Here is a 20,443-nt window from a genome sequence, read left to right on the forward strand (position 1 = left end):
AATTCCGCTCACGATTTCAAAAATCGGCCCAGATAGGCGGGCTCCATGTGGATACGCCCGTTCTGGTCTACATAGAGGACGAGAATTGCTTTATCAACTGGATCTCCATTCGCTCCAATGCTGATCTGCCCACTTACCCCTTGAATAGCATTAGCGCCATTGAGCTTGAGCAATGCCAGGCGTAAATCCTCAGGGGTAGGATTCTGCTTTCCTGTGTTCAATGCAATATTGTACGCACTTAACACTGTAACAGTTGCATCATAGGAGAGAATAGCATCATTATCCGCGCGCGTAAAGCCATATGAGCCACCAGGGTGTTGTCCATCGGGATTGAACGCCGACGAGTATTCGTTGAAGAAGGCAGGCTTCTGGCTGCTGTATTTCAGTACATCCCACTCATCTGGATAAGCAAAAGATGTAAAGCGCAAGCGGTTGAAATTGGCGCGCGCGCTACTCTGGTAGCCTCCCAGTTCATAGAGCGCGTCACCTCCCATGACTGGCAGACTGCCCGACGGTAGATCGCTCAGCAACGTGCTAACATCGGTCGCGTAGCCGGAAAAGTAGATCAGGTCCGTCGCTTTGTTGCTACTATCCCGCATGGCGCTGGCGATGGTGTCAGCTTTGCCAATGGTATAGTTTTCGGTAATGACCTTGTTTTTGTCCGCCCCTTGATACCGTTGCATGAAATCCTGCGCCAGGCTCTGGCTGTACGTATCCTGTGGATCGTAGAAGAGGGTGACGGTCTTCGCGTGCAAAACTGTCTCGGCATAGATGGCGGCCTGGGTGCCCTGCTGTTTGTTGGGCGGTACGACGCGGAAAAAGTAGGGCGATGCATTGCTGAGCGCGTCGCTGGATGAAGTTTGTGAGATCATGGGAATATGATTCTGGCTCAAGATCTGGATAGCGGCCTGCGTGCGTCCGCTGTATGGCCAGCCCATTACTCCTACAAAGGTGGAATCAGATTGCTGCAGTTTGACGATCTGCTGCGCGACGGTCGCGACTGTGGAGGTCTGGCTGCCGGTATTGGCGATCAGCAGGCGTACCAGTGTTCCGTTGCGTAGTTTGGCTCCATCGTTGTATTCTTTCTGCGCGATGTAGGCTCCCTGCAGATCGTCGCGTCCCACCTGGACCTGGTCGCCGCTGAGCATGGTGGCGATAACTATCGTCACATAGGGATTACCCGATTGTATGACATGGATGTCCTCTTTATAAATGAGGGCTTCCGCGTCGTTGGAGTTCTTGCTTGTCGCTTCATTTAAGAGCGAGATGGCCGCGTTGACATTGTTTTTATCCTGCTTAAGCTGTTGAGCCGCCTGTGTCTTGAGCGAGCCGTCCTCCAGCGTGGTATCGATGGCCGCCGTTCCATCACTGATCCCGATCGGCTCTCCCTTGATCATCGTTACGCTGATGGGCGCGCTGCCCTTACTCGCCGTTAGCAATGAGTAGCCGCCAAAGATGCCACCAGCGATGAGCACCAGCAGCAGTACCACGATCAGCGCGATCAGTCCACCGCGCCTCTTTTTTCGAGGCTGCGCTTGCTGTGGCTGATAGGGGAAGCCGGGCTGCGATATCTGTTGATTGGAGAAGCCGGGTTGCGATATCTGCTGGTTGGAGAAGCCGGGTTGCGATATCTGTTGATTGGAAAACGCCGGCAATGGCTGAACCGGTGTGAATGATGCGCCCGCGTTGCCCTGTCCTGCGGCTGTATGCGTAGGTGGAGGCGGCGGCATCAGCGTAGGTGGAGTGGCGCTATTGCCTATCCCGGGCTGCGATACGCCTGATGGGGTAGATGGCAGTGTCGCATCTGGTGTAGAGCTGGAGATCTGGGTTTGCGCGCTGCTAATCGCGCGCATCGGACCCGAGGTCCCCAGCGTATAGCTATCGATGCTGCCCGAGATCCCGAAGCGCTGACGCAGAATCGTGTCGATCTCGTTTTTCATCGCTGTGGCGCTCTGATAGCGCTGATTGATATCGTTATTTAATGCTTTGGTCAGGACCCTCTCGATGTCCGGCGAGAGCTGCGGATTCAATGAGCGTGCCGGTGGATAATAAAAGGGCGGATAATTGCGTGGGTCGCGATTGGTCAGCACATGATGCAGGGTGGCGGCCAATGCGTAGAGATCCGAGCGTGGATCAGCGTTGCCCTGATACTGCTCGGGTGGGGCATAGCCAGGTGTGCCCAGCGCGGAGGTCTGTTTACGCTGGGCGTTGCGCGCCTCGTCGGCGCGGGCGATGCCGAAGTCCACCAGGTGTGCGCGCCGATCGCGGGTACCAATAATGATATTGGCGGGCTTGATATCGCGATGCACGATGGGCGGCATCTGCTGCGAGAGATAGTCGAGCACATCGAGCATTTCGGAAGCACAGATCAACGCTTCACGCTCATTCATTGGCTGGTTGGCGCGATTCATGCGCTCCTCTAGATTTTCGCCATCCACATATTCCTGGACCATAAAGTAGCGCGTACCCTCCTGGAAGTGGTCCGTCACGTTAGGTACCAGTGGATGATCGATGTGGGCCAGCGTGGCAACCTCGCGCTTGAAATTGCGCACATCCTCTAAACGGTGGTTCTGATCTACATTATCTGAGATCAACTCTTTGATGACCACTGATTTGCCATCAAGACGAATATCGGTAGCCAGCAGGGCAGCTCCCATGCCGCCCTGACCCAGGATCTTCTTGATAGCGTAACGCCCACCCTGCAAGCGTGCGCCCGGAGTGAGGGAGCTTGATACAGCACTGTTGCTATTTGAAGGCACAGAGGCGTCCGGGGAAGCATTTACCCTGTTCCCACAATTTCCGCAAAAGCGAACATTATCTCGCAGTTCCGTACCGCAGTAAGGACAAATCATCTTTCTGCCTGCCTTTTAAGACATAACTATGAATGGTCTTACACTCGTCTTACAGTGGGACGTGAGCGCCCCCGCACAGGCGTCCGCGTGCGCGGCCGCCCTCATTTTTTGTTGGTGCGTGGGGGCGCATCCGCGCCCCCACGCACCAACTTAAGCAGAGAGGCTGCTTTCTACGCTCTCAAGGCGGGAGGTGCAGGAGGGCGGCTAGCCCTCCTACCGGGATGCGGGCGAGCATACTCCCAGCATGCTCAAGTCCCTGCACCCCTTAAGTTGGTGCATAGGGTGCGCATCCGCGCACCCTATGCACCAACTTAACCATGACCTGTGAGCACCGCAGGTGCGAAAGTCCAGGGCATGCCGCAGGTGATGAACTTGCGCGTCAGACACTCTCTTATAAATAAAAGACGCCAAAGAGCATCTATTTCGGAATGATAAAAAATACTGATTTCGCCAAATGGGCAGAAAAATTATACTTATTTTCTCGCTATAAGTCGAGCATGTTTTATATTAAAATCTACATTCTCTTATTACATACGCAATCTTATGTGAAAAGTTAAAATGAAGGGCAGCACAAAAAAAAGACCCTGCCAGAACAAGGTCTGTGCAGGGTCTAAAGTATGTTGAGGTTGCGAAGCAAGGCTTTGGCTGCTTAGCGCTCGATTGGTGAGCGAACCAGGCTGCCCCACTCGGTCCAGGAACCGTCGTAGTTGCGAACGTTCTGGAAGCCCAGCAGCTGGGTCAGAACAAACCATGTGTGGGCGGAGCGCTCACCGATGCGGCAGTAAGAGATGACCTGATTGTCGGGTGAGACGTCTTTGCCGCCATAGATGTCGCGCAGCTCCTCCGTTGATTTGAAGGTGCCATCGGCGTTCGCCGTAACGGCCCAGGGGATATTCTTGGCGCCTGGAATGTGGCCGGCGCGCTGCGCACCTTCCTGAGGATAGTTCACCATGTGCAGCAGTTCGCCACTATACTCCTGAGGAGAGCGCACATCGATCAAGCGCAGGTTGGGATTCTTGAGTTCAGCCAGCACCTGGTCACGGAAGGCACGGATGGTCTCGTCGGCTGGCTGCGCATGGTAGGTTGTGTGATCGTAGTGGGGCACCTCTTTGGTGTAAGGACGGCCCTCGGCCTCCCATTTCGTGCGACCACCATTGAGCAGCTTCAGGTTTTTGTGGCCATATTGCGTAAATAGCCAGTATGAGTAAGCCGCATACCAGTTGTTACGATCACCATAGAGTACAATGGTGGTGTCGTTGGTGATGCCCCAGTTACCAAAGAGCTTCTCCAGCCCTTCCTGGTCAATAAAATCGCGGCTCAGCGGATCCTGTACGTCGACATGCCAGTCCAATTTGACTGCGCCTGGAATGTGGCCAACTTCATATAATAATACGTCCTCGTCCGCTTCGATCAAGCGTACATTAGGATCGTTCAGGTGATCTGCAACCCAATTTGTATCGATGAGAGCTTCTGGATGTGCATACTCAGACATGTGTCTGGCCTCCTTGTATGTTGCCTTCTATTGTTGATTTAGTAGATCAACATTCAAAACTTCTACTGTAGTATAGAAGCTGATTATGGGTGATGTCAAGGGAAAAGCGCACAGCTTTTAGCTTTTTCTATGTGAATTTTGCTCGTTTCGCGCTCATGATGAATTTACTTGAGCCGTTACAGAAAATTGCCGGCATTGCCGACAATTTTCTGTAACGGCTCAAGTAAAAAATAATGTCAGGGTTAGCGTGGGGTGATGTCCAGACCTTTTTCGATCTGCGAGAGGTCGTAGATACCCCTCTGTTGCTCGTAGCCACCGTTGAAGGGATCGTCGGTCAGCAGCATGGGGGTATCCAGGTCGATGAAGCGGAAATTTCCCAGGCCGGCGGCAAAGTGGGCGGCCATGCTGATGGCGAGGCGCGTCTCGATCATGGCGCCGATCATCAATTGCATATGCGCGGCCCGGCAGAGGGCCACAATATCCATGGCCTCGACGATGCCGGTCTTCATCAGCTTGATGTTGATGACGTTGGCGGACCCGGTGGCGATGATGTTTGAGACCTCGGCCAGGCTGCCCGCGCTTTCATCGGCGGCGATCGGTACGCTGGTGTGCTGCATGACATAGCGCAGTCCGGCCAGGTCGTCCTTATGGACCGGTTGCTCCAGTAAGATAGGACGGATGTCGCGATCTTCCAGGGCCTCCAGGCAGAGCAAGGCCTCGTTGGGCGTGTACCCTTGATTGGCATCCAGGATGACGCCCACGTGAGGGGCGCCGCTGCGTACCGCCTCGACGCGATTGACATCCTCGCGTAGATCACCTCCCACCTTTACCTTGATCGTAGAGATACCCAGTTTGACCGTTTTCTCCGCCAGCTGGTAGCCCCGCTCGGGGGTAACCAGGGGAATGCTCATGTCGGTCTCGACACGCGTGCTGGCGCCTCCAAAGAATGCGTAGAGTGGCATACCGTAGCAGCGTGTCAGGGCATCCAGTAGCGCCATCTCGATCCCGGCGCAAACGGTCTTCTGCGCGAAATAAAGACTGTGCACAAGTTTTGAGAGCCTGCGCCAGTGGGCTGCATCCTGTCCAACCAGGAGATCGATACAGTTGCGGGCCGCCGCCAGGGCGGTTTCCTGTGATTCGCCGGTACTGGGCGGGAAGGGAGCACACTCGCCATAGCCGATGCTCCCATCCTGCAATGTGAGTGTGATCAGCACATTTCGTGCCTGTGTTACACTGCCGGTCGCGATGGCGAACGGCTCATGTAACGGCACATTCAACGGCTCCACTGTCATTGAACGGATAGTGGTGCGGGTCATACTCGCTCGCTCCTTTGCAAGTTCAGGCTTAGAGGCTGGTACGGTTTCTTTGACGATCCTGGTAGCGCTCCAGCGCCAGTTCGATCAGTCGATCCAGCAGTTCCGCATAGGGAACGCCACTGGCGGCCCAGAGCTTGGGATACATACTGATCTCGGTGAAGCCTGGAAGCGTGTTGACCTCATTGATGTAGACTTTGCCACTGTCCTTATCGATGAAAAAGTCTACGCGTGAGAGCCCGCTGAGATCCAGCGCCAGGAAAGCTTCGGTGGCATAGCGGCGCATCTCCTCGGCGGTCTGCTGTGGAATGTCGGCCGGGATGACGACTCGAGATTTATTATCGATGTACTTGGCGTTGTAGTCGTAGAACTCGTTGCTGGCGATGACTTCGCCGATGACTGAGGCCAGTGGCTCATCGTTGCCCAGAACGGCGCATTCAAATTCACGGCAGTTGATGTTCTGCTCGATGATGATCTTGCGGTCGTATTCGGCGGCCACGCGCATGGCGTGCGCCAGCTCCTCGCGATCATGCGCCTTGTTGATGCCGACGCTGGAGCCCAGGTTGACCGGTTTCACAAAGTTCGGATAGCCTAGCTGCTCTTCAATCTGATCCAAAATAGCTTCGGGTGAGCGCTCCCACTGGTTGCGGCGGAAGACCAGGTATTTGACATTGGGGAGGTGGGCGCTCTCAAAGATCATCTTCATCTTCTCTTTGTCCATGCCCACCGCCGCGCCAAGGACGCCGCAGCCAACATAGGGGACATTGGCCATCTCCAATAGACCCTGCAGGGTACCATCTTCACCATAGGTGCCGTGAAGGACCGGAAAGATGACATCGATCTTCCCATCATCGCCCAGCCCTTGCTGTCCTTCGATCGGGATGAGACGTCCCACCGTTGGATCGCCGGTGAAGGTCACGCTGGTAACGGCCTGGTTCGCTTCTTCAGCCTGGCTGTCCACGGATTGTCCGGACGCGATGAGTTTGGCTGGCTCGGTACCCAGTAGCCATTGGCCGGATTTAGTGATGCCGAGGGGTACAACCTCGTATTTCTCGGGATCCAGGTTGTTCATCACCGCCTGGGCCGAGGCCAGCGAGACCTCGTGTTCCCCGGAGCGACCACCAAAAACAATACCTACGCGGATCTTCTTTTTGCTCATTATCTATCCTTTCTCGTGTGCGCTGACACTAGGCCTGCAGCATGGCAAGCAATGTGTCCATCCCCAGACCTAACGATGCCTTGAGCAATACCAGGTCGGTGCTCTTGACGCGCTCTCTTAAAATATTGGCTGCTGTCTGCTTGGCGGCTTCCAATTCGGCTGGATTATCCAGGTGGGCCGCGAAGTAGAATGTATGATCCTGCGACATGCCGGCCGCGACGGCGCCTTCCACGAAGTAGCGTGCCTGGTCGCCAATGGCGATCACGTAGTCTACCAGGTGGGCCAGTTCGGTGCCCGTGTTGTAGTGCTCGTCGTGTGAATAGCTGCCCAGCTCCAGAATGTCACCCAGCACGACCCAGCGTTTGCCACCAGCGTCGATGTGGGCCTCGTGCATGGTTTTGGCGATGGCCAGGATAGACTGGCGGTTGGCGTTATAGCTATCATCTATCAGCGTACTGCCATTGGGACCGGCCTTGATCTCGCCACGACGCTTAAATGCCTTCAACTCCTCAAGCGCGCTGGCAACCTCTGCCAGCGGCATGCCGGCGGCCAGTCCGACGGCCGCGGCGGCCAGTGCGATCGTTATGCCGTGCTCGCCTGGAATGTGCAGCTGCACCCGGCCCTGTTCTCCCTGATAGGATAAGGTGAAGGTCTGGCCGCGCAACATATCACCGCCGATCTCGCTGGCGCGCACAAGAGCGTCTTCAGACGTTCCATAGGAAAGGATGCGGGCCTGCGTTTTCTGGTTCATGGCACGGACCCTGGGATCATCGTAGTTGAGGATCGCGATCCCCTCGGGCGTCAAAGCCTGCACCAGCTCGCTTTTTGCCTGCGCGATGCGCTCCTGTGAGCCAAAGAACTCCAGGTGTGAAGTGCCGACATTGGTAATCACCGACCAGTCTGGTCTATTGATGGTACAGAGCCACGCCAGTTCACCGACCCATTGCGCGCCCATCTCCAGGACCGCATAGCGATGCTGTGGCTCCAGACGCAGCAATGTCAGGGGAAAGCCGATCTCTGTATTGTAGGAGGCCAGCGTCTTGAGCGTGGGGGCCAGGTGGCTCAGCACAGTCGCGATCGCCTCTTTCGTGCTGGTCTTGCCATTGCTACCGGTGATCCCGATATAGGTCGTCTCAGGCTGACGCTGCGTGCGCATGCGGGCCGTCGCGTGCAAAGCTTCAACCACGTCCGGCACCACAATCTGGATAAAGTCCGCGGGCACATCTGGCGTCTCCTCAGTACATAGCGCTCCAATTGCGCCCGCCTGGGCGGCTGCCGGGATAAAGCGATGGCCGTCGACCCGGGCACCTTTCAAGGCAATAAACAGATCTCCGGGTTCAACCTGGCGATTGTCATGATGGGCTGAGCGGAAGACAAGTTGGGGATCGGGTGTTGTGCGGCTTACCACGCGAGCTTTACCAGCATTACCTTGCAGTATGTCATTGAGGGTGAACATGCTGTTTCTATCCTTTACAAATTCTACTGTACTTTGCGCTGATTATATCATGGCTCGTTCTAAAAAGCATTTGGAAGCGCCGCTCGATTATGGCTCGTTTTGCTCATCCAGATTTGAATTTTTTCCTACCCATAAGGAAAAAGGGCCAAAAGTGATAGCTTTTCAAGGCAATGTGTGGTATAATCCCAGGACACTGTATGTACATAGGGGCTTTCACTGGCTGATCCGTGAGAGTTGTGCATTGCAGAAGAAGAGCTATAATGGGATTTAGACCCAAGAATTGAGAAGCATTTATGTCATTCACAGATCAGACGTTGGTTTGCCGAGATTGCAATCAGGAATTCACCTTTACCGCTGGCGAGCAGGAATTTTATGCTAGCCGTGGGCTCACAAACAACCCATCACGTTGTCCATCATGCCGTTCTGCGCGCAAGAGCAGCATGGGTGATCGCTCCCGTTCATCTCGCGGCAACGATGGCGGCTACCGCGAACCCCGCCAGATGTATACCGCGATCTGCGCAAGTTGTGGTAACGAAGCCCAGGTTCCGTTCCAGCCCCGCGAAGATCGTCCAGTTTATTGCAGCGATTGCTATCAGCCCCGTACTTCTTCAAGCCGTGGTGGTGATCGCCGATCGCGCTGGTAGTATTCATGAGCGAGATTGTTATTCAAGCCGGTGAATCGTTCGAACTTGCGCTGAAACGATTCAACCGTAAAGTTCAGAATGCTGGCATTCTGGCCGAGGCTCGTCGTCGCAGATATTACGAAAGCCCCCAGTCCCGTCGTAAACGGAAAGCTGAAGCGGCACGTCGTAAGCAGCGCCGTTCACGCGTCTAAATTTCTGTTCGCTGAATCCTGGCAATTAACGTAATACAACGTCAATAAAAGGCACATCCATAGAAAACGTCTATGGATGTGCCTTTTATGTTACTCATTTTACTCCCAATCGGAGGCGAGCTCCGAACCTATGTGGGGGATCGGGTCCATTCATCATGAGGGGTATTGGGCGCCAGGGCGCGCCCCATGCCCCTCATAACACCCGGCGGGGGCGCATGCGGGGGCGCTTTGCTCCCTATGATGACGAATTTCGGGTTGCGCCGCCTGAGAAACTGCTAATTTAAAATTAGTGACTTGACAAAGGAAAGTATGTGTGGTATGTTATGGCTAACATTAGTTAAGTCACTAATATTTAAATAGTTTGCTATCTGGAGGATTACTCTTATGGCTTGGACCATTGATGCATCGCATTCACATATTGGCTTTGCTGTTCGCCACATGGTGGTGAGCACTGTTCGCGGACAGTTCAACGCTGTGAGTGGCACGTTGGAATTGAATGACGCCAATCCCGCCGCTTCCTGGGTTGAGGCTGAGGCTGACACCGCTAGCATTGATACTCATGATGCCAACCGCGATGCGCACCTGCGTTCGGCTGACTTCTTTGATGCTGAGAAATACCCAAAAATCAGTTTTAAGAGCACCAAAGTTGAAGGCGACTCTGGCGACTTCAAGGTTACCGGCGACCTGACCATCCATGGCGTTACAAAACCCGTTACCTTCGAGGTTGAGTATTCCGGCTTTGTTAAAGATCCCTATGGTCTCAACCGTGCTGGCTTCTCCGCACAGGCCAAGATCAATCGCAAAGAATTCGGCCTGACCTGGGGCCCCCTGCTGGAGACCGGTGGCGCCGTTGTGAGCGACGAGGTGAAATTGAACCTGGAGTTCGAGGCCACTCAGCAGCCTGCGTAATCCACCTTCCCTTTTTACATACACGAGCAGAGCAAGTAATTGGTAGACTTTTACCGATTACTTGCTTTTTTGTTTGCCAGTTGCTTATTTGCTTAGAGGAAAGTGAGTCGTCATATACTTTCTATCGCATACAATAAGTGTAGGTGAACAAGATTTGATGATGTAGCGCTTATATAGTAAATGAAGGAGTGTAGACAAGCGATGAGAGCTGTTGTGATTACGCGACCGGGTGGACCCGAGGTATTAGAGATACAGGATCGTGAGACACCGGAGCCGGTAGGCGATTGGGTGCGTGTGCGCGTGCGCGCCGCTGGTCTGAACCGGGCCGACCTGGCGCAGCGAGCGGGCTTCTACCCCGCCCCTCCTGGCTCTCCTTCTGATATTCTGGGTATGGAGTTCGCCGGTGAGGTGGATGCGATTGGACCGCTGGTGCAGCGCTGGAAGCCGGGGCAGCGCGTCATGGGTATCGTCGGCGGTGGTGGGCAGGCCGAGTATCTGTTGGTACACGAGGGCATGCTGGTGGAGATTCCCGAGAACCTGGATTTCGTCCAGGCGGCGGCGGTGCCCGAGGTGTTTATGACGGCGCACGACGCGCTCTTCACCCAGGCTGGTCTGCAAATGGGGGAGCGTCTGCTGGTACACGCCGTTGGCAGCGGCGTGGGGACCGCCGCGGTCCAGCTGGCTCATGCTGTTGGGGCGACGGTATATGGTACCTCGCGTACCGCCAGCAAGCTGGAGCGAGCCAAGAACCTGGGTTTAGAGGTAGGCCTGGCCGATCCCAATTTCGCGTCTGAGATCAAGCAATTGACCAGGGGCGAAGGGGTGCATGTGGTGCTCGATTTTGTCGGTGGGGCGTATATGGAGCAGAATTTAGATGCATTGACCTCCTGGGGACGGCTGGTTTTTCTGGCTACCCTCGGTGGGTCGCACGCAGATGTCAACCTGGGGACTGTGATGGCCAAGCGCATCCAGATTCGCGGCTGCACCCTGCGCTCCCGTACGTTGGAGGAGAAACTGGCGGTCACACGCCGTTTCGCCACCCAGGTGGTACCGCTGCTGGCCAGCGCCAGGGTAAGGCCGATCGTTGAAGAAGTGTTCCCTCTACATGAGATAGCCAAGGCCCATAATGCCATGGCCGATAACCGCAACTTCGGAAAACTGGTGCTCAAGATCGACGATTGAGCTGCTCAATGGTCTCATCAAACCATACAGAGTTGATGAGACCATTCTTTCTTCTTGTTCGCAGATAGTACGAGATAGATAGCGAAAAGGTTCGCAAATAGGGTGGTATTTTATACATTTGACCGCTTAAATGCAGATTGGCGAGATGGGGTATGCTTCTTCACTGCTGACTGCATTTGCAACTCGTATGCTGGTCGGTGCATCAACGCATCTGTGATGGTGCGCACAATTAAATTATTGCGTTCATTCCCCTCGGGCAGGGACGTCGATATCACGCGAATAATTTCATAGACGTTCAATTCATTAGCTTCACGGCGCAACTCTTTCGCGTAATAATCGGCGCGCTTATTGGCGCTGCGGGCCTGGCTGATGATCAACTGCTGGGTGACACCGGTCACAACATTGGCAATAGTCAGTGCCCATTTGGCGCTATTATTAACAAACATGGCATTGGTAAAAAGGAGAAAGAGCAAGATAGTGCCTAAAATGAAGATCGTTCCAATGATAGCGATAATCAGGCTGGTAAAGAACCAGCATTGGGCTTCAAAGCGGCTTTGCAGGTACATTTGCTCAAGAGCCATACCCTCGTCAGGGAGGTATGACTCTTTGCTCGGGCGCCTGGACGCCGCTCCTGCCGTGCTTCTCTTTTCCATTATGCTCCCATACCCCTCCTAGCCCATCCTGGACATTGTTCAGATCCTTTCCCATCGTCTGGTTGCTCATTGGTCTAATGATTCGTTTTGATCATATTCGGACCCGATATCTATCTGCTGGTCGGAGAGGCCTAGGGATGTTGAAACCAGGGTCTTTTGCAGCAGATGTTTATGCTGGCCATTAATGTCAAGCTGGGTAATAAAGCGTGTGATGGTGGCAAAACTACGTACTTCATTCAGGTTGCAGAGGTAGAGATCGGCCCGCTCATGCGCCTGCCGTGTCTGGTAAAAGACCCAGGCCGTGACGCAGGCGTTGATCACATTGATAATGATAATAAAGCTGGTAATCGGAAAAAGCTGTGTTTTGAGCTGCAATGAATACAGCAGAATGGGTAGAAAGATCGAGAGAGCAATAATCATAGCCGCGGTGATCGCGGTAATCAGGCTACGGTTAAACCAGTTCTGCGCCTCCTGGCGACTCTCTTCGTAGAGTCGTTCGAGCAGCCCGAGCTTGCGTTGGGTTGCGTCTACGATGCGCTGATATGCTTTCTCCTGGGGCACACGTACCACTCGTCGCTGATAGTGTGTCGCCATGCTATCTTTCCCATCTTGTTCAAAGGCTTTGACAATAACTGTTCCTTTATCATCTACCTCAATATTCATGCTTAGCGGCGTCAATAGTTCATCATCAATAACGGCATTACGAGCGATATCATTTAGAATAGCCTGTCTGACAATAACGGGCTTATCGGCTGAAATGGTAGCTGATCCCATCGATGACTGGGTGGTACGATATGAGCGGCCGGTCATATCTTAGTCTCCTTTCTGTTTCCCCACACTGTTCCATTGCCCTGCGTTTAACGCACACGCCTCCCATGACCAACCCATTCATCGCAGAGCACCCCAATGCCTTGAAAAGGACTAATTGACCTGAATATACTTTTTACTAATATTTACCAACTTATTATTGCTAGACGTTGCTATCTATAGAATATATCATTTTTATATCATTTTAAATTCTATTTGTCAAATTTTTGCATTTGCATGTATTGCTTCCGCGTGGAGGAGAAAGAATGCGCTGGTACTGGCGTTTAGAGGAGGTATAGAAATACAGGAATGAGGAGGATCACTCATCCTGATAAAATGTTTCGAGGGTTTGCTGATAAATTTGTTCGAGCTGTGACATGCTCTTATGCCAGGCTCCGTCTAGCAGGAGTGTTGGACGTGGCAGTTGAGTCTGTGTGGACAGTAGATTAAACAATACTGATGGATTATGGATGTTGAAGGCTGGCAATTTGAATTCCGCGATCTCTTTCGTGTTTTCCCGCCAGACTGTGGTGAGCATTTCAAGTATTTCATGACTTGAAAACGCGCTTTGATTGGGGAGCTGTTGTTTGAATTTATGCCATAATAAGTTGACACGCGAGGCGCTCATCAGTATATCGGTGTGCAGGTGCGTGCACAGCATCAGGTGGCGCCAGATAGACTGTTTCTGCAATGTCGCAAAAATATGCGCATCCTGGAATATTGAGCTCTGGGGACTTTGATATAGCGCATCCAACGTTTGCCTGGCCGCCTGATAGCGGGCATACGAAAGCTGTAGATTGCGGAGGGCTGAATGCAGGTAGAGCAGGTGTCTGGATAGATCCTGGAGCACAATTTCAAAGTCTATCTCCGTGGGCGTGAGCTGCAGCCGGATTGGTTCTGTCATCGCGACATTGTACATGTCTTCATGCTGTGGCTCCCCGATCAGATTATTATAGGCCTGTACCAGTTGCGCGGCTACCACCGATTCTACAAAGAGATTAATGCCCGCCCCCATTTTGTCTGAACCCGCGTACATACATAGCGTTCCTGCGGTCGCCAGGGTTAAAGAAGCCTCTGTGTTCGCGAGCGCGCATTGCTGCACCTTTTGTTCATCCTGTATCCTCATGAACTGGACTCCTGTAGTTGTCTACCTTAAAACGCTTTCATCCCATCCCGGGCCGAGGCGCGAAAGTTCCGATGACGGATGTTTGTTGCTGACGTTTATCCGTGTCGCGGTGATCAACTGGCACGATTGCGCTATCTACAGAGCAAATAGGTCTGCTTTTTCAGGGAGAGCATAGCATGAGAGGTTGAAATGAGCGTTCCTCCAAAGGATGGAGTATGCGGGTGGATTCGTTTTTTATCTTTGCCCGATCTCAGCCTGCAATCTGGTGGGCGCGTTCCAGAATTAAGAGCCCTGTCTCTGCCTCTTTGCCAACGAGGCGGGCAATGCTGTCACTGCCGTTTTGCTGCATGCAGAAATCGATGTCAGCGCCCAGTCCGCTGTCAATCACCTGCCGGGCTGAATGGCAATAGGTTGCCAGGTCCGGCGGAGAATACAGCCCATACAGTCCACGGGCTGCGGTGACGCTTTCATGGGTGATGATATCTGGCTGCTGGTTTTGGATTTCTTGTGCCAGGTAGCCGGCGCAGACCGTATCATCCAGTGCGAAACGTCCGTGCTCGGCGGCACAAACGATATGAATATTGCTCTCCTGCCTGCGTGCATGGACCAGCGCATAGGCGGTGACGGCCCGGGCATTGTAGAAGCAGCCCGCCAGGCACACACTGTGCTCGGGACAGGCATAAAAGGCCCGCGTCCCATTGGTGGTGGTCAGGATAAGCTCTCGGTTTTTGAGATCGCTGTGCGAAAACTGGACCGGCGAATTGCCGTAGTCAAAGCCGGGAAGAGCGCGCGCGTGGCGCTCTCCGCACAGGAGCCGTCCTGGCTTTAAGCGGGCGGCCGTTCTGGCCTGCTCCACCGTATCCGCCGCGAAGACACATTGCGCCCCTCGATCAAATATAGCGGTCAGCGCCGTGGTTGCCCTGATCACATCGATGACAATAAAAACATCTTCATCAGAGGGCCGTGCCGCCACAGCATCAGCCGGGCTCATATGAACATATAATTCCACTTATGTTATATCCTTCTCTCATGACTATTTCTGGCAACATTGTATCATTGTTTCCGATCCGCATTAGAGAGTGTTAGACTTCCGTCATGTTAAGGGCACATGCGCGCCCCCGCCCGTGCGTCCGCTACGCGGCCGCACGGGTCAGTTTTGTGCTGGTAGATCGGGGGCGCATACGCGCCCCCGATCTACCAGCACAAAACTGACCCGTGGGAATCACAGGTGCCCAAATTTTATATAATTGCATGTAATGCGCTTCCGAGCATTACATGCAATTATATAAAAAACACAGGCGTCCGCGCAGCGGACGCCTGTGTGGGGGCGCATACGCGTCCCCATTAATTGTCAGGCAATCTCTTGCCTTAAATATTGGTCACGTGAGCTTTCCGTGTGGCCGGGTGCGGACAGGGCCAACTGCACCTGGTGTATTTTGCGGTCGGTAGTCATTAGCAGGCCGCGACCGGGAATAGCTTCGGTAGAAAATGCTGCATGGCCAAAGAGTTCGTGGCGCTGCCGTTCATGCAAGGCAAGCCCGATCTTTGTGCCGCACGCCCCCATCACTTCAGGCGTGATGTAGCGTGCGCTGGTTTCAGTGGATGTCAGTATCAGGTAGTGGCCCTGCAGGCGCGTCTCTACCACGGTCTGGATGAGCTTCTGCAGTGCCGTAGAGGCTGATACTCGCTCGGCAAAAGATTGATAGTTGCTGATGATTAATAGAAATTGTGGCATGGTGAGCCCCTGTGACCAGAGCTGCGCCAGGGTATGCCTCTCCCAGCGCTGGTTGGGGAATTTGTCGTGGCGCTGCTGGATATCAGCGCTAATGGTTCGGATGAAGCGTGTCAGGTCCTCATCCGAGTTGCCATCGGTCCAGAGCGTCTCGCCGCTGGGATGGCGGAAGTGTGGCAGAGCACGAAATTGATCCAGCTCTCCCAGGGGATCAATAACGGCGCAGCGCAGCCGTTCGGGTAGGAAGCAGGTAGTTAGCCAGAGCAGCATGGTCTGCAGGGCCGTCGCCTTACCACTGTGCTGTGGGCCAGCGATCAGCAAGGGACCTCCACTTCGGGCGTCGGTGGTTCCATGTAGATCTACTAGAAAGGTATCAACCTGCTGTTCCTCAGGCTTATCGACCAGTCCGAGCGGTATCTGCATCGAGGGTTTGATGCGTTCGCGGTTGCGGTGCTCCAGCATTTCGTTTCTGGTCATGGGGATAATAGCCTGGTATGGTTGTGAGGGTTCCGCCTCTGGGCGTCTGCTACCATCTTCCGCTGGCGTAAACAAAAGCAGGGGATCTGGTCGCTGGAAGGTGGGTGAGGGTAAGGGATCTGGCCAGGAATGGATACCTTCTTTCCTGGCCAGATCCTTTGGATAGGCGGCGCTGATCCGTTCGATGGCCGCTTCAAATAACGTCTGTGAGCGGCTCAGGCGGAGCTGTGGCGTTTTATTGACTGTTGGCGTTGATAGCATAATACTCTATTTTCCTTTGAATGGTAGTGAGAGCAGCGAATTCAATTGCGCCTGGGCGCTTGCCATTTGATCCTGGATAAATGGTAGTGTCACGCGGGCCGCCTGGAAGAGGTCAAGCTGATTATCGCCGTGGAGCAGATAGCCACGACCAGGAATGCTGGCGGGCAGAGCGGCCGCGTCTGCGCGCCGCAGCACTTCACGACTATCCTCTGGTGAAGAGCAACGCAGGCAGAGGCGATATTGCACATATTCTCTGACCCGACTGATAATCATCTCTTCGGGCCGCTGGGCAGCTAGTAACACATACATCTCCAGCTTGTGTCCCATCTGCATGATGTTCAAAAGATCATCCAGCACCGAGGTCTCACTTCTGATCATCTCGGTGAACTCGTCGATAATAATGACCAGGCTGGGCAGCGTTTTCCCCTCCTTTAGTAGCGCTTCGCGTCTATTCGCTTCGGTGCCCAGCATGGTCACAAAGCGCCGAATTGCCGCGGGAGATGAGACATTGGTGAGGAAGCCCGTGGTATGGGGGAGGTGCGCGAACGGCCTCCACGCCAGCCCCGCCCGGTGGTCAATCAGCAGAAAATTGACCTCGGTCGGTTTATAGAGAAATGCCAGTGACAGAACGATCGTTTGCAGTAGCTCGCTTTTGCCGGAACCGGTCTGCCCGATGAGCAGGCCGTGCGGACCGTCCCTGTGAAGATCCAGGTATTGCACCTCATCTCCAACCTTCAAACCGATGGGAAATCGGAGCATTGGCCTGGGGGTGCGGAAGAGAGGATCGTTCCAGAGTACAAACGGATCATACGTGTTAAGGTCCAGCGGCGGATCAAACAGCGTACTGAGATCTACCTGGGTGCGCATCTTCAGTTGCCTGGTGCTCATGGCGCGCAGCGATTGCAGGCGCAGCGCTAAGGAACGCAGATCTTCCAGTCCCGCCGAGTCGAGCTGCAGGCAGTGCCTGGCGGATTGGGGATTTTCACGCAAGCTATGTACGCGTGCCTGGATGCCGACCATCAACTGGTCCTCTTCCTCCGTAGCGGTCTTTTTGTGCTTTTTCTTGCTGGCAACTTTTTCTTCGCTGGCGGGCAGTAAGGCACTGGGTGGTTGCTCCTCGCTTATATCTATGAAGAGCTGGCTGGTCTGTGGCATCTGCGACTGGCTGGTACACAGGCAGAGCACCGATACGCCGAGCTGGTGCCCGCGACTGAGCGCCAGGGCCATTTCTGGTCGTCTGAGTGGAGAATCGGAGAGGCGCGTTCTGCGGTACTGGGTGGGATGTGAAGGTGGGATCGCCATCGCCGGTAGGGTGGGCGTAGGTTGATCCAGGTCGCCAGGCCCATCGAACGCATCCACCACGATGAGCAGGTGCGGCCACTGCGACTGTTGCTGACCGTCGTCGAGCAGCAGCGCCCGGCGCCCCAGTTCGCGTGAGATAACCGGCAGCTGGTCCATGACCGCCGCTGTACCAATCGCGCAGGCGCGCTCCTGGTAAGTATCAGGCATGGGGGTGCCGTCTAGCCTGGCATCATAGAGCAGCGTATGCGGAATGATACTGGTCCATTGCCAGGCTACTTCCTGGGAATAGGGGGCCAGGATGATGATGCGCACATCTTCAGGCGAATGATGATAGGCAACCTGGCTCACGATCGAATGCATCAGTTCGCGAGCCAGCACGATTCTATGGCTGGCCCCAACAATTGCCAGTGGACTCTGCTGACGCAGATCAACGCAGAGGGGCACGAACACACGAGCATAAGCTTCAAGCAGTGATTTCGCGTAGTTTCCCTCACTTTTCAGACGTGCTGGTAAGGATATGCTATCCTCACCCCGCTGATCGCGGATCGTATAGGTCGCGGGCCGCTGCTCAATGCCGATGCGCATCCGCAGAAAGTCTGGATCGCCGGGCCGGCGTGCCCACAGGCTCATATTCTGGTCGCTGTACGGGTATTGGAGCAGTGGTTTGACATCGAGATGTTTATAGACGCTGGATTTATATTCGAAGCGGGCCAATGGGGGATCGAGCTCCATCCATGCCTGGCGCTCATGCCAGTGCAACAGCTTTAGCCGCTGTTCCACCTCCTGTAGCTGCGTGTGATAGTGTTGTACCAGGTAGCGACGGTGACGCAGCGCGCGAACGAGCTGTACCAGAAACACGATCAAAGAGCCAGCAGCCATTGAGCCACTGATCGTGATAAACGGGACGATCAAGAAATTGACTTCACCTATATTAAGATTGGCAAATACATACCCATAGACGGCCAGACCAGCCAGGCTAAGAAAAATAGTGGTATAGATAGAGGACTGTGGTAGATCTGGTAGCGCCGGAGGTGTAGGTAGCGTAACGGTATCTGCTGGAAGTTCCGGCCATACACGAGCCTTGCGTGTAATAACCGATGATGATTGCTGATAAGACATTGCGACCCCCTCAACTTATCCATTCCCATATGCATATGCATGCTCTTTTTCTATCCTAACATACAGGAGGAAAGACGGCAAATGCATAGTAATTCTGTCTTATATTATTTAACGTGTAGATGTGGGTGCAAGCGGTTCCGCAGCATGTGATAGTTTGCAGCTACATCTACACCTTCTCTTTTTACCCCTGATTTTCGGGTGGATCTTGTTGTTTGACCAGTGTGAGGTGTGATTCGGCGGGCTCGGACCTGCTTCGGGTTACTCTGACGCGCGCGATGCGGCGCCCATCCATCTCTTCTACACGCAGGGTATAGTCTCCAAATGGGACGGTGTCGCCGAGCACTGGTAGGCGATCCAGCTTCTCGAAAATATAGCCGGCCAGCGTGTTGGCATGGATCTCCTCAAGCTCTTTTTCGCTGCCGCCGAATTGGTCGGCGAAGCTGGCGAGAGCGATCAAGCCATCCACCGAAATGGTGCCATCCGGCAGCGTTTCGATCTCGTGTCGGACTCCCCGGTCGCTGGTATCGAACTCATCTTGCACCTCGCCTACCAGTTCTTCAATCACATCTTCCAGCGTGATAATGCCGGCGGTCGATCCGTATTCGTCGATGACGATGGCCATGTGGATACGCCGGCTACGCATCTGGGCCAGGATCATATCCAGCGAGGACGTTTCCGTGACATAGAGCACCGGACGCAATATGCCGCGCAGATTGAATGGCTGGCCGGCCTGATTGGAGTTGGTTTGAAAGATATCTTTGATGTGGGCGAGTCCGATGATATTATCAAGTGTATCTTCATAGACCGGGATGCGGGTATAGTTTTCACGCCAGAAAGTTTGAACCAGGGCTTCACGTGAAATAGTAACCGGAACCGCCATCACCTCACTGCGTGGAATCATAACCTGCTGCGCGGTCTTATCGCTGAAATCAAATACGTGGCGCAGCAATATCTCTTCTTGCTGCTGCAACAGGCCAGCCTCGCGGCTCTGGGCCACCAGCATCTCCAGTTCCTCTACGGAATGGACCGCCGCGTGCTCGCTCGTGGCCTCCAGCCCCAGCAGGCGTATAAAGAAGCCGCCAATGCCATTCATCAGCAGGATAAACGGCCGGAACACATGGGCAAAGAGATAGAGCGGACGGGCGACAAAGAAGGCAGTGCCCTCACTGCGCTGGAGCGCGATAGATTTGGGGACCAGTTCACCCAGTACGATATGGATGATGGTGATAAGGATAAAGCTGATCGCGATCGCGACCGTATGGGAGACCGCCTCGGCGGCACCGCCACCAACCCAGAGAAATACTGGCTCTACCAGATGGGCCAGCGACGGCTCACCGATCCAGCCCAGCGCCAGGCTGGCCAGTGTGATGCCCAGCTGAGTCGCCGCGATAAACGTATCGAGGTGCTGAATCTCTTTTTGAACCACCCGGGCCGCCACATGCCCCTCGGCTACCAGCTGGTTGATTCTGGTAGTGCGGATTTTGACCAGCGCGAATTCTCCCGCTACAAAGAAGCCATTGGCTGCTACCAGCGCGAAAACCGCGATCAGGCCAAAGATCGAGCTAACATCCACGGAGTAAGCTCCCTTTCCTTCAAATAGTTACCATGAAAATTGTGCTCAACTCCTATTATAACTGTACCAGAGAGCAGGCTATATATGATATATCCTACACAATCTGTTGATACAGGACAAGCTCAGATGAAGGCAGGCAGAAGCAAAAAAAGACATTCCCTGCGCGCAGGGAATGTCTTTTTTTTGTTGTTATTG

Annotated in this window: 16 protein-coding genes and 1 pseudogene; 4 read left to right on the forward strand and 13 right to left on the reverse strand. The window is 54.1% G+C overall.

The features are described 5' to 3' along the window. Nucleotides 1-8: 8 nt before the first annotated feature. The 6 genes and pseudogenes from AABA21_RS26625 to AABA21_RS26645 form a co-directional block, all read right to left on the reverse strand. Nucleotides 9-2,759, reverse strand: coding sequence for a protein kinase domain-containing protein (locus tag AABA21_RS26625; protein WP_338254890.1), 2,751 nt, complete (start codon nt 2,757-2,759; stop codon nt 9-11). A 27-nt stretch (nt 2,760-2,786) separates the two neighbouring features. Continuing rightward, nucleotides 2,787-2,852 (reverse strand): annotated as a pseudogene (locus AABA21_RS39505) (zinc-ribbon domain-containing protein); the annotation flags it as partial. A 649-nt stretch (nt 2,853-3,501) separates the two neighbouring features. Then, nucleotides 3,502-4,344 carry a sulfurtransferase gene (locus AABA21_RS26630; RefSeq protein WP_338254892.1) on the reverse strand — a complete coding sequence of 281 codons (843 nt, stop codon included), beginning with the start codon at nt 4,342-4,344 and terminating at the stop codon, nt 3,502-3,504. Between the two features lie 242 nt (nt 4,345-4,586). Beyond that, nucleotides 4,587-5,660, reverse strand: coding sequence for a dipeptide epimerase (locus AABA21_RS26635; RefSeq protein WP_338254893.1), 1,074 nt, complete (start codon nt 5,658-5,660; stop codon nt 4,587-4,589). A gap of 28 nt (nt 5,661-5,688) precedes the next feature. Beyond that, a complete protein-coding gene (locus tag AABA21_RS26640) occupies nt 5,689-6,816 on the reverse strand; it encodes a D-alanine--D-alanine ligase (RefSeq protein ID WP_338254894.1) in 1,128 nt (375 codons plus the stop codon). 28 nt (nt 6,817-6,844) lie between these two features. Further along, nucleotides 6,845-8,272 (reverse strand): UDP-N-acetylmuramoyl-tripeptide--D-alanyl-D-alanine ligase, encoded by a 1,428-nt coding sequence (locus AABA21_RS26645; RefSeq protein WP_338254896.1) that lies wholly within the window; start codon nt 8,270-8,272, stop codon nt 6,845-6,847. Nucleotides 8,273-8,565: 293 nt separating this feature from the next. On the opposite strand from AABA21_RS26645, the gene AABA21_RS26650 reads away from it, so the two are divergent. The 4 genes from AABA21_RS26650 (at nt 8,566) to AABA21_RS26665 (ending at nt 11,198) form a co-directional block, all read left to right on the forward strand. After that, nucleotides 8,566-8,916: a zinc-ribbon domain containing protein gene (locus tag AABA21_RS26650; protein WP_338254899.1), complete on the forward strand. Its 351-nt coding sequence runs from the start codon at nt 8,566-8,568 to the stop codon at nt 8,914-8,916. A 5-nt stretch (nt 8,917-8,921) separates the two neighbouring features. Beyond that, nucleotides 8,922-9,107, forward strand: a complete 186-nt coding sequence (gene rpsU, locus AABA21_RS26655; RefSeq protein ID WP_126596413.1) for a 30S ribosomal protein S21 — start codon at nt 8,922-8,924, stop codon at nt 9,105-9,107. A gap of 384 nt (nt 9,108-9,491) precedes the next feature. Further along, nucleotides 9,492-10,016: a YceI family protein gene (locus AABA21_RS26660; RefSeq protein WP_338254903.1), complete on the forward strand. Its 525-nt coding sequence runs from the start codon at nt 9,492-9,494 to the stop codon at nt 10,014-10,016. A 201-nt stretch (nt 10,017-10,217) separates the two neighbouring features. Next, on the forward strand, nt 10,218-11,198 hold the full coding sequence (locus tag AABA21_RS26665; protein WP_338254904.1) for an NAD(P)H-quinone oxidoreductase: 981 nt from the start codon (nt 10,218-10,220) through the stop codon (nt 11,196-11,198). A gap of 110 nt (nt 11,199-11,308) precedes the next feature. Here AABA21_RS26665 and AABA21_RS26670 read toward each other — a convergent pair whose 3' ends face one another. From AABA21_RS26670 to AABA21_RS26700, 7 genes are all read right to left on the reverse strand, one after another. Then, the gene (locus AABA21_RS26670) at nt 11,309-11,851 is read right to left on the reverse strand and encodes a hypothetical protein (protein ID WP_338254905.1); all 543 of its coding nucleotides are present in this window, start codon (nt 11,849-11,851) and stop codon (nt 11,309-11,311) included. A gap of 66 nt (nt 11,852-11,917) precedes the next feature. Next, nucleotides 11,918-12,661: a hypothetical protein gene (locus tag AABA21_RS26675; protein ID WP_338254906.1), complete on the reverse strand. Its 744-nt coding sequence runs from the start codon at nt 12,659-12,661 to the stop codon at nt 11,918-11,920. Between the two features lie 316 nt (nt 12,662-12,977). Continuing rightward, complete coding sequence (locus AABA21_RS26680) at nt 12,978-13,784, reverse strand: hypothetical protein (protein WP_338254907.1); 807 nt, start codon at nt 13,782-13,784, stop codon at nt 12,978-12,980. Nucleotides 13,785-14,034: 250 nt separating this feature from the next. Further along, nucleotides 14,035-14,793 (reverse strand): 2-phosphosulfolactate phosphatase, encoded by a 759-nt coding sequence (locus AABA21_RS26685; RefSeq protein WP_338254908.1) that lies wholly within the window; start codon nt 14,791-14,793, stop codon nt 14,035-14,037. Between the two features lie 342 nt (nt 14,794-15,135). Next, on the reverse strand, nt 15,136-16,254 hold the full coding sequence (locus AABA21_RS26690) for an FtsK/SpoIIIE domain-containing protein (RefSeq protein WP_338254909.1): 1,119 nt from the start codon (nt 16,252-16,254) through the stop codon (nt 15,136-15,138). 6 nt (nt 16,255-16,260) lie between these two features. Beyond that, nucleotides 16,261-18,675, reverse strand: coding sequence for an FtsK/SpoIIIE domain-containing protein (locus tag AABA21_RS26695; protein WP_338254910.1), 2,415 nt, complete (start codon nt 18,673-18,675; stop codon nt 16,261-16,263). A gap of 181 nt (nt 18,676-18,856) precedes the next feature. Further along, complete coding sequence (locus tag AABA21_RS26700) at nt 18,857-20,248, reverse strand: hemolysin family protein (protein WP_338254911.1); 1,392 nt, start codon at nt 20,246-20,248, stop codon at nt 18,857-18,859. Between the last annotated feature and the right edge of the window lie 195 nt (nt 20,249-20,443).

It is taken from the genome of Dictyobacter halimunensis (assembly GCF_036245075.1).

Bases quoted from the DNA above. Each gene is read 5' to 3' on its own strand.
- AABA21_RS26670 (WP_338254905.1), bottom strand. From the start codon at position 11,851: ATGGAAAAGAGAAGCACGGCAGGAGCGGCGTCCAGGCGCCCGAGCAAA.
- rpsU (WP_126596413.1), top strand. From the start codon at position 8,922: ATGAGCGAGATTGTTATTCAAGCCGGTGAATCGTTCGAACTTGCGCTG.
- AABA21_RS26675 (WP_338254906.1), bottom strand. From the start codon at position 12,661: ATGACCGGCCGCTCATATCGTACCACCCAGTCATCGATGGGATCAGCT.
- AABA21_RS26665 (WP_338254904.1), top strand. From the start codon at position 10,218: ATGAGAGCTGTTGTGATTACGCGACCGGGTGGACCCGAGGTATTAGAG.
- AABA21_RS26635 (WP_338254893.1), bottom strand. From the start codon at position 5,660: ATGACCCGCACCACTATCCGTTCAATGACAGTGGAGCCGTTGAATGTG.
- AABA21_RS26680 (WP_338254907.1), bottom strand. From the start codon at position 13,784: ATGAGGATACAGGATGAACAAAAGGTGCAGCAATGCGCGCTCGCGAAC.
- AABA21_RS26690 (WP_338254909.1), bottom strand. From the start codon at position 16,254: ATGCTATCAACGCCAACAGTCAATAAAACGCCACAGCTCCGCCTGAGC.
- AABA21_RS26645 (WP_338254896.1), bottom strand. From the start codon at position 8,272: ATGTTCACCCTCAATGACATACTGCAAGGTAATGCTGGTAAAGCTCGC.
- AABA21_RS26650 (WP_338254899.1), top strand. From the start codon at position 8,566: ATGTCATTCACAGATCAGACGTTGGTTTGCCGAGATTGCAATCAGGAA.
- AABA21_RS26695 (WP_338254910.1), bottom strand. From the start codon at position 18,675: ATGTCTTATCAGCAATCATCATCGGTTATTACACGCAAGGCTCGTGTA.
- AABA21_RS26660 (WP_338254903.1), top strand. From the start codon at position 9,492: ATGGCTTGGACCATTGATGCATCGCATTCACATATTGGCTTTGCTGTT.
- AABA21_RS26640 (WP_338254894.1), bottom strand. From the start codon at position 6,816: ATGAGCAAAAAGAAGATCCGCGTAGGTATTGTTTTTGGTGGTCGCTCC.
- AABA21_RS26630 (WP_338254892.1), bottom strand. From the start codon at position 4,344: ATGTCTGAGTATGCACATCCAGAAGCTCTCATCGATACAAATTGGGTT.